At 65.5% G+C, this 8,213-nt stretch carries 12 protein-coding genes; 9 read left to right on the top strand and 3 right to left on the bottom strand.

What is annotated here, in order from left to right:
* Together ACESL8_RS07620 and ACESL8_RS07615 are read right to left on the bottom strand one after the other, a co-directional pair.
* Window positions 1–889 (bottom strand): acetyl-CoA C-acyltransferase (locus tag ACESL8_RS07620; protein ID WP_372917470.1); only part of this gene is annotated, 889 nt, incomplete at its 3' end.
* 74 nt (window positions 890–963) lie between these two features.
* Window positions 964–2,013: an alpha/beta hydrolase gene (locus ACESL8_RS07615; RefSeq protein ID WP_372917468.1), complete on the bottom strand. Its 1,050-nt coding sequence runs from the start codon at window positions 2,011–2,013 to the stop codon at window positions 964–966.
* Between the two features lie 264 nt (window positions 2,014–2,277).
* Here ACESL8_RS07615 and phaR point away from each other — a divergent pair, with 264 nt between their 5' ends.
* From phaR to dksA, 3 genes are all read left to right on the top strand, one after another.
* Entirely contained in the window at window positions 2,278–2,865 is a 588-nt protein-coding gene (gene phaR / locus ACESL8_RS07610; protein WP_372917466.1) for a polyhydroxyalkanoate synthesis repressor PhaR, read from the top strand.
* A 287-nt stretch (window positions 2,866–3,152) separates the two neighbouring features.
* On the top strand, window positions 3,153–3,467 hold the full coding sequence (locus tag ACESL8_RS07605) for a hypothetical protein (protein ID WP_372917464.1): 315 nt from the start codon (window positions 3,153–3,155) through the stop codon (window positions 3,465–3,467).
* A gap of 134 nt (window positions 3,468–3,601) precedes the next feature.
* Window positions 3,602–3,967, top strand: coding sequence for an RNA polymerase-binding protein DksA (dksA, locus tag ACESL8_RS07600; RefSeq protein ID WP_372917472.1), 366 nt, complete (start codon window positions 3,602–3,604; stop codon window positions 3,965–3,967).
* Window positions 3,968–4,036: 69 nt separating this feature from the next.
* Here the strand turns inward: dksA and ACESL8_RS07595 are convergent, their stop codons facing one another.
* Entirely contained in the window at window positions 4,037–4,204 is a 168-nt protein-coding gene (locus ACESL8_RS07595; RefSeq protein ID WP_372917462.1) for a YdcH family protein, read from the bottom strand.
* A gap of 229 nt (window positions 4,205–4,433) precedes the next feature.
* On the opposite strand from ACESL8_RS07595, the gene ACESL8_RS07590 reads away from it, so the two are divergent.
* From ACESL8_RS07590 to ACESL8_RS07565, 6 genes are all read left to right on the top strand, one after another.
* The gene (locus ACESL8_RS07590) at window positions 4,434–4,631 is read left to right on the top strand and encodes a YdcH family protein (protein WP_372917460.1); all 198 of its coding nucleotides are present in this window, start codon (window positions 4,434–4,436) and stop codon (window positions 4,629–4,631) included.
* Between the two features lie 7 nt (window positions 4,632–4,638).
* Window positions 4,639–5,196 (top strand): hypothetical protein, encoded by a 558-nt coding sequence (locus tag ACESL8_RS07585; protein ID WP_372917458.1) that lies wholly within the window; start codon window positions 4,639–4,641, stop codon window positions 5,194–5,196.
* Window positions 5,197–5,292: 96 nt separating this feature from the next.
* The gene (locus tag ACESL8_RS07580) at window positions 5,293–5,829 is read left to right on the top strand and encodes a DUF1465 family protein (protein ID WP_372917456.1); all 537 of its coding nucleotides are present in this window, start codon (window positions 5,293–5,295) and stop codon (window positions 5,827–5,829) included.
* A complete protein-coding gene (locus tag ACESL8_RS07575) occupies window positions 5,826–6,239 on the top strand; it encodes a VOC family protein (protein WP_372917454.1) in 414 nt (137 codons plus the stop codon). Before ACESL8_RS07580 ends, ACESL8_RS07575 begins: the two co-directional genes overlap by 4 nt.
* A gap of 157 nt (window positions 6,240–6,396) precedes the next feature.
* Entirely contained in the window at window positions 6,397–7,050 is a 654-nt protein-coding gene (locus tag ACESL8_RS07570; protein WP_372917452.1) for an ABC transporter ATP-binding protein, read from the top strand.
* Window positions 7,047–8,213: FtsX-like permease family protein (locus ACESL8_RS07565; protein WP_372917450.1), on the top strand; the 1,167-nt coding region annotated here is incomplete at its 3' end. The genes ACESL8_RS07570 and ACESL8_RS07565, both read left to right, overlap by 4 nt.

Here is an 8,213-nt window from a genome sequence, read left to right as displayed (position 1 = left end):
TGCGGCTGGCGGGCACCGGGCCGATGCCCATCACCGCGGGATCGACGCCAACGCTGGCAAAACCGGCGATGCGCGCGAGGATGGGCGAACCGCGGCGCACCGCTTCGGCCTCGCGCATCAGCACCAGCGCGGCGGCGCCGTCATTGAGGCCGCTGGCGTTGGCGGCGGTCACGCTGCCATCTTTCTTGAAGGCGCCGCGCAGGCCCGAAATACTGTCGAGCGTGACGCCGTCGCGGATATATTCATCGCTATCGACCACGGTATCGCCCTTGCGGCCCTTGATGATGACGGCTGCGATTTCGGCGGCAAAGCGCCCGGCGGCGCGGGCGGCGCTGGCCTTGTTCTGGCTGGCGACGGCAAATTCATCCTGGGCGCTGCGGCTGATCTGGTACATTTCTGCGACATTTTCGGCCGTGATTCCCATGTGATAGCCGTTGAAGGCATCCCACAGGCCATCCTTGATCATCGTATCGACCAATTCGATGTGGCCCATCTTGGTGCCGGCGCGCATCGTCTGGGCGTGGGTGGAAAGGCTCATGGACTCCTGCCCGCCGGCAACGACGATGTCGGCATCACCATTGGCAATCGCCTGCGCCCCCATCGCGACGGCGCGCAGCCCCGAACCGCACACCTGGTTGACGCCGTACGCCGGCGCTTCGATTGCGATGCCGGCGGCCATGGCGGCCTGCCGCGCCGGATTCTGCCCCTGCGCGGCGGTGAGCACCTGGCCCAGGATCACTTCGCTCACCTCGCCGGGGGCAACGCCGGCATCGAGCAGCGCGGCTTCGATGGCGGCTTTGCCGAGCAGATGTGCCGGGGTGCCGGCAAAGCTGCCCATGAAGCTGCCCACGGCGGTGCGGCGGGCGGCGGTGATGACGATGTTGGTCATGGAGTTCCCCAGTTTTTGCGAGTCGTTTGCGTCAGACTAGGCGCGTTTGCGGCGCTGCACCATTGGGCTGGCGGTCACCTGTCGGCCAGAAAAGTCGCCAGCGCCGGCCATAGCCGGCTGGGCGCTTGCCGGCCCACCACCATGCCGACATGCCCGCCAGCGATCTCTAGCCGCGCTGCATCGCCGGGCCGGGTGAGGGCCGCCGCGGCCGGCACGATGCGATCGGTGAGGGCCACGGCATCGAGCAGCGGAATGGGCGGCCAAGGGCTTTCGCCCCGCGCGTGCGCGCCGTCACCTAACTCGTGCGCGCTTTCGCCCAGCGCGTGCGCGCTGTCATCCAGCCCGCGTGCGCTGCTGGCAAACAGCGCGGCGAGGTCGGCGGCGGCGGCCAGGCTGAGCGGGGCGCCGCCGTTGGCCCAGTCTTCGAGCCGCACGAAATCGGCCAGATCGTTGTCGCTGGCGGCGGCCATCCGAACATATTTTGCCGCCAGGCCGGCGGGGTCGAGTGACCAGAACGCCGGCTGCAAAAGATCGATCGGCAATTGCCCCATCGCCTGCGCCAGCGGCTCCGCGACCGCCCACCAGCTGGCCAGCGCAGCCCGCGATGGCTCGCCGTAACCGGCGAAATTCCACGGGGCGGCGATCAGCGCGATACGGGTTGCGGCCACCTGCCCAGCCAGCGCCAACGCCAGCGTGCCGCCAAGGCAATAGCCCATCAGCGCAACCGGTTGGTTCAGGTTGCCCACCAACGGTGCGAGGCGATCGCTGACCAGTTGGCTCAGGCCCAGCGGTTCGGGCGTGTCGCCCCAATCGACAATCAGCGGGCTCAATCCGGCGGCTTCCAGATGCGCCATCAGGCTGCGGCCGGGCAGATCGAGCACGTCGGGCGGATTGATCAACGAGGGCACGATGACCAGCGGGCGGGGGCCAACTTTGCCGCGCAGGCTGACGTGGCCGATGCGGGCGATTTCGGGGCGTTTTGGCAGCGGTGTGGTGCGCGGGGCCTGTTGATAGCGGGCAAGGCCTGTCAGCGCGGCGGCGAGGCGGGCGGGATCGTCGGCGCAGGCGGCTTGCAGCGCAGCGAGGAAAATGGGGAGGGGGTGAGGGCCAGGGGCGCGGGTCATGGGTGGTGGTGCAGGCACGTGGGGGCACAGCCGGCGGCAGAACCGCCGAGTCTGTTTGGGGCGCGGAAGGAAGGATGAAGTAAGCGCGCGGCGAAGCCGCGCCGTCGAAGCTGTTCGGCTGGCCTGCGGGCCAGCCGCCAGCCCGGCCGGCCTTGCGCCTGTCGGCGCGCTTGGCTGCGCCATGCGCGCTCGCGGCGCTGCGGCATTGCACCGCAACATGCGGATATGCTAGTCCGGTTGGCAGATTTAATGCCGGGAGCCCCCATGGCCAATGCCTCTTCCTCCCCTGATGCCAAGGCCGGTCCCGCTGGCCGGCCGTCTGTAACCATCAAGAAATACGCCAATCGCCGCCTCTACAATACCGAAACTTCCAGTTACATCACGCTCGAACATCTGGCGGCAATGACGCGTGAAGGCCGGGACTTCCAGGTGTTCGACGCCCGCACCGGCGATGATATCACACGGTCGGTGCTCACCCAGATCGTCATGGAAGGCGAGGCTGGCGGCCAGACCATGCTGCCCACCTCGTTTTTGCGCCAGATCATCGCGCTGTATGGCGATTCGATGCAATCGATGGTGCCGCATTATCTGGAAGCCTCAATGGCCGCCTTTGCCGAGAACCAGGCGTCGTTCCGCGACGCCGCGCTGAAGCCTTTCGAGCAGCTGGCACGGCAGAATCTGGCGATGTTTCAAGCCGCCACCGAAATGATGAAGGGCGGCATGCTGCGCGAAACGGCGGCGCGGTCCACGGACAAGCCGGGGAAAAGGCCGGCCCCCAGCACCGATGAAGTGGCCCAGCTGAAGGAACAGCTGGCCGCCATCCAGGCCCGCATTGACGGGCTGAAGGGCTGAGCCTGCCGCACCAACTTCATGGGGCGCGGCTTTGCCGATCAACATGATTTGCGAAACTTTCGTGACCACCAAATTGTGCCCGCTTCACCGCTTGCCCCTGAAGCGGCAGCGGTTTAGGAGGCAAACGTCTGAAAGCTGAGTTGTGACGATTTGCTCGACAGGAGTTTGGCGATGGCTGCTTTGACCCATGCAGCGCGGCGAGTCATAACCAGTTTCGAGACACTGGTATGAGGACGTGGTTGCCAAGGCTACTACAAGTATAACTCGGCATCAGAAAGCAGTCGAATATGATCAAGATTATTGGAAATGGTATATTGTTCCTGTGGAACTTTATTTTTAATCATGAAGTAAGCCCATTGCGGCATATTCCAGATATATCGACACGACACTACGTGCTACAGATACTTGGGTTTATGTGGGTTGTCGCTTTCAGTATTGTAGTTGGAAATGCGACATTTTTCTACATAAATTTTCTTAGTCACGTTGCAGTATTCGGAGTAATTACCATTACTGTTTCCACACTTACTGCCGCAAAAGTCAAGCCAGAATTGTTTAAAAGAAGGGTTGGTTGGGGTCGCAGTTCGACTGGAGAGCATGAATGAGTCATGATGAAGTTGAAAGTAAATCATATGATGCGCTTTCGGCACATGGATTCTACATTGGCGGGACGCTAATCGTGCCGGCCGATGGTGACGATCTGCCGCCGGACTATCGCCCGAGTGCAAGCGAGGACTTCATGAGCCCGCGCCAGCTGGCCTATTTCCGCAGGCGGCTGCTGCGCTGGAAAGACGAGATCCTGAAAGAATCGGAAGGCACGCTGGAAGCGCTGAAGGCCGAGCCGATGCGCGAACCCGATCCGACGGACCGTGCCGCCAGCGAAACCGACTGGGGAGTGGAATTGCGCACTCGTGATCGCCAGCGCAAGGTGATTTCCAAGATCGATTCGGCGCTGCGCCGGATCGAAAACGGCGAATACGGCTGGTGCGAAATGACCGGCGAGCCGATCAGCCTGGCTCGTCTTGAAGCCCGCCCGATTGCCACCATGACGATCGATGCCCAGGAACGCCACGAACGTGACGAGAAAGTTAGCCGCGACGAGTAGGTTGCGGCGGAGACAAGGAAAACGCCACGCCCCCGGCTTGTGCACCCGGGGCGCGGCGGTATCGTATGATCAGTGAACCGATGCGACCTCGTTCATCGCATCCTTGAGCTTGAGCTTTTCTTGTTTGAGCCGGCGCAACCTTGCCGGATCGGGCAGGGGCCGTTTGAGTTCGGCGGCGAGGTTGGCATCCAGCCGGGCATGGCGGGCAATCATTTGATCGCGGTGGGCATTGGCCATTGGCACACTCCCTTTTTCATCCCCCCGGCCGTGCAGGAGTTGCCGACTGGCGGGATGAGAGAGTGCATCATGGAACCACGGCCCTGTCCATGCTCTATCGGCGATTCAGTGTTGGTTTGGCATGATTTTGCCGCGGGCTGCGCACGGCGCTTGCAGGCAGGCCGGCAGAATGCTTATCCCGACAAAACAGCCGCGGCGCCCCTTGCGGCTGGGCCAGGGAGCAAACAGGGTGGACGATCCCGAGATCCGCGCCCGGATCGAGATGCTGAAACAGGATCACCGCGATCTTGATGCCGCAACGGGCGCGCTGCGCCTGCTGCCCATGCCCGACATGATCCAGTTGCAGCGTTTCAAGAAAAGGAAGCTGCTGCTGAAGGATGAAATCGCCATGCTCGAGGATCTGCTGATCCCCGATATCATTGCCTGAGCCGGCGATGCGCCGGGCACTGATCTGGCTGTTGTTGATTGCAGCGCCGCTGTGTGCGCAGCCGATGGGCATCGATGATGCACGGGCTGCGCCGTGCCGCGAAGCAGCCGAAGCCGGCAGTGCGAGCCGCCCCCAGCTTGCCCGCTGTGATCGCGCTATCCGTGAACCCGGCATTCCGGCGCCGGTTCGGCTGGCCATGCTGATGAACCGCGGCATTGCTCGGCTGCGCGCCGGCCAGCTTGCCAAGGCGGAAGGCGACTTCGATCTTGCCATAAGGTCGGCGCCGGGGCTGGCCGAAGCCTGGATTAACAAGGGCATCGTGATTGCCCGGATGCCCGGCCGCGAGACCGAAGCCGTCGCACTCATCAGTCACGGCATCGACGTCGGGCCCAAAGAGCCGGCGCGGGCGTATTTCGCGCGGGCGCAGGCGCTGGAGGTGGCGGGCCGGCTGAAGGACGCGATGGACGATTATGCCGCCGCCGCCCGTGCCGATCCGGATTGGCCGGCGCCGGCCGAGGAACTCAAACGGTTCCGCGTCGAGCGCCGCAAAGTGCTGAGGGGCTGATTGTGCGGCGATCCGGGCTTCACCTGCTGGGGCAATCGGCCGGGAGACTCGAATCCGATGGACGAACGCGGCCGGGGAGAGATATCAAACCCGCGCATGGCAGAATCCTCTTCAAGCACCGTTGCCGGTGATCCCGCCCTCCATGGGCCGGGAGGTGCCGACGCCCAGGGCAATGTTGCTTCTGGCGGCGTCGGCAACGCGAATCTTGGCAGCGTCAATCGCGATTCAAGGGCCGCGGTTTCCGGAGGCCGTACCCGCCGCCGCTCGGCGCCCCTGCGCAGTCATCTGGATGCGCTGTATCACGACACCATCGCCGTTTCCGAAGCCGCGCGCCGCTGGTTTGACGGGCCGGGCCGGCTGTGGCGTGAGGAATTGCCGCCGCAGCCGTCACTGGCGGCCGCGATGGAGGCGCTGGGCGTCACCACCCGGCTGCTCAGCGTGATGAACTGGCTGCTCCGGCCCGCTCATGACGGTGATGTTGCCGTGGTCGGGCCGATCGATTGCCCGTTGCCGCCGGCATTGCCGGCCGATCACCCGCTGCTGGCCACCGAAGGCGGGCCGATCGCGTTGGCCAGCCGCCAGTTACTTGACCGCGCTCACCAGTTGGCGGGCGATTTTGGAGAACCGACGTGAATTTGTTCCATCTTGCCATCCCGGTTGATGATCTGGCCGCGGCCCGGGAATTTTATGGCGCGGTGCTGGGCTGCCCCGAAGGCCGGTCTTCGGAAACGTGGATTGATTTCGATTTCCACGGCCACCAGCTGGTGGTTCACAAGGCACCACGATCGGCCATCCACCGCAATCCAGTGGACGGCGATTCGGTGCCGGTGCCGCATTTCGGGCTGGTGATGGATTGGGCCGGCTGGGAAGCGCTGGGCGCGCGCATCCGCCAGGCCGGGCTGGCATTTGAAATGGAACCGCACGTGCGCTTTGCTGGCAAGCCGGGCGAACAGGGCACATTTTTCCTGTTTGATCCGGCTGGCAATGCGCTGGAATTCAAGGCGATGCGCAATCCTGGCAATTTGTTTGCCAAGCAGGCTTGATGGCGCCGCCAACGTGAGCAGGAGCGGGTGAGCAGGGGTGGGCATGTCGCCACACGGGGCTAACATTCCAAGCCTGCTCGGCTACATCGAAGGCAACATGCAACTCGCAAGTCCTCCTGCCACTTTGGCGGCCGCTCCCGTTCTGGCAGCCACCGGCTTGGCTCGTTCCGTGCCGCTGGCGGGGGGCGGCCGGCGCAGCTTGTTTGCCAATGTGAACATCGTGCTGGCACCGGGCGAAGTGGTGGCCATCACCGGCGAATCCGGGGTGGGCAAATCCACTCTGCTCAACATCATCGCCGGGCTGGATGTGCCCGATGCGGGCCAGGTGCTGATCGGCGGGCGCAACGTGGCGGCGCTGGCCGAACCGGCACGGGCGGCGCTGCGGGCGTCGGCGCTGGGTTTCGTGTTTCAGGCCTTTCATGTGCTGCCGCACCTGACGCTGGCGCGAAACGTGGCCTTGCCGTGCCTGCTGTCCGGCTTGCCGGCATCCCAAGCGCTGGCGCGGGCCGAAACCATGCTGGCGGCGGTTGGCCTCGCGGGGCGCGGCCCCGATTGGCCGGCGGTGCTGTCGGGCGGGGAAATGCAGCGCGTTGCCATTGCCCGCGCGCTGGTGCACCGCCCGGCGCTGGTGCTGGCCGATGAACCCACCGGCAATCTTGATCCCGAAACGGCTGCCCGCATCCTTGATCTGCTGCTGGCCCAGGCCCGCGATCACCAGACCGCCGTGCTGATCGTCACGCACAGCGAAATGGTGGCCGGCGCCGCTGACCGCGTGCTGCGTCTGGCGGCGAGCGGACTGGTGCCGGCGTGATCCGGCATTGGCAGGCAACGCGCTGGCTGATTGCAGGGGAATGGCGGGCACAACCGGTGCGCATGGGGCTGGCCGTGCTGGCGATTGCGGTGGGCGTGGCGCTGGGTTTTGCGGTGCATCTGGTGAACAGCGCGGCGCTGGCCAGTTTTGGCCGCGCCGTGGCCAGCGTGCAGGGCCGCGCCGACATGGCGGTGCGCGCGCGGTCGGCGGCCGGGCTGGACGAAAATCTGTATCCGCGATTGGCCCGGCTGGACGCGGTGCAGGCGATCAGCCCGGTGGTGGAATTGCCGGCAAGCTGGGGCCGGCTTGCGCGTCCTGGCTTGTTGGCGCCGGGATCAAAGGCAAAAGGCGGCCGTTTCACGTTGATCGGGCTGGATCCGCTGCGCGCCGCTGGCATCACGCCGGGGCTAGTGGGGCTGTCTGGCGCCGGGCGGGGCGGGGTGGGCAGCCAGCCTGAATGGCAGGGCGATGCAGTGTGGCTGTCGGCCGCCCTTGCCCGCGCGACGGGGCTGCAATCAGGCGACAGTTTTGCCATCACTGCTGCTGGCCGGCAGGCGCGTTTTACCGTGGCAGGCCGGCTGGCGGCGGCGGGCGATGATGCGCAACTGGCGGTGATCGACATTTCGCAGGCGCAGTGGCGCTTTGGCCAAATGGGGCGGCTGCACCGGCTTGATCTGAAATTGGCGGAAACGGCCGGCGCGCAGGCCGCTGTGCGCGCCGCGCTGCCCGTCGATGCACTGCTGGCCACCCCCGAAGCCGAGGCCAGCCGCGCCGACGCCTTGAGCCGCGCCTACCGGGTGAACCTGGGCATGCTGGCGCTGGTGGCGCTGCTGACGGGGGGTTTTCTGGTGTGGTCGGCGCAGGCGCTGAGCGTCGCGCGGCGGCGGCCGCAGTTTGCGCTGCTGGCGGTGCTGGGCCTGCCGCGGGCCGGGCTGATGCAGCAATTGCTGGTGGAAGGCATGCTGCTGGGCGTGGCCGGCGCGGTGCTGGGCGTGGTGGTGGGCCATGGGCTGGCGACATTGGTGGTGGAACAGTTTGGCGGCGATCTGGGCGGCGGCTATTTCAGCGGTGGGAGCGCGCGGCTGGGCTTTGACGGGCTGGCGGCGCTGGGCTTTGGTTTGCTGGGGCTGTTGACGGCGTTGGCCGGCAGCCTCGCACCGGCG

The sequence above is a fragment of the Sandarakinorhabdus sp. genome, from assembly GCF_041689835.1.
In the GTDB taxonomy this organism is placed as follows: domain Bacteria; phylum Pseudomonadota; class Alphaproteobacteria; order Sphingomonadales; family Sphingomonadaceae; genus Sandarakinorhabdus.
The sequence above is the reverse complement of the archived record's forward strand: the minus strand, read 5'-3'. Positions and strand labels throughout refer to the sequence as shown.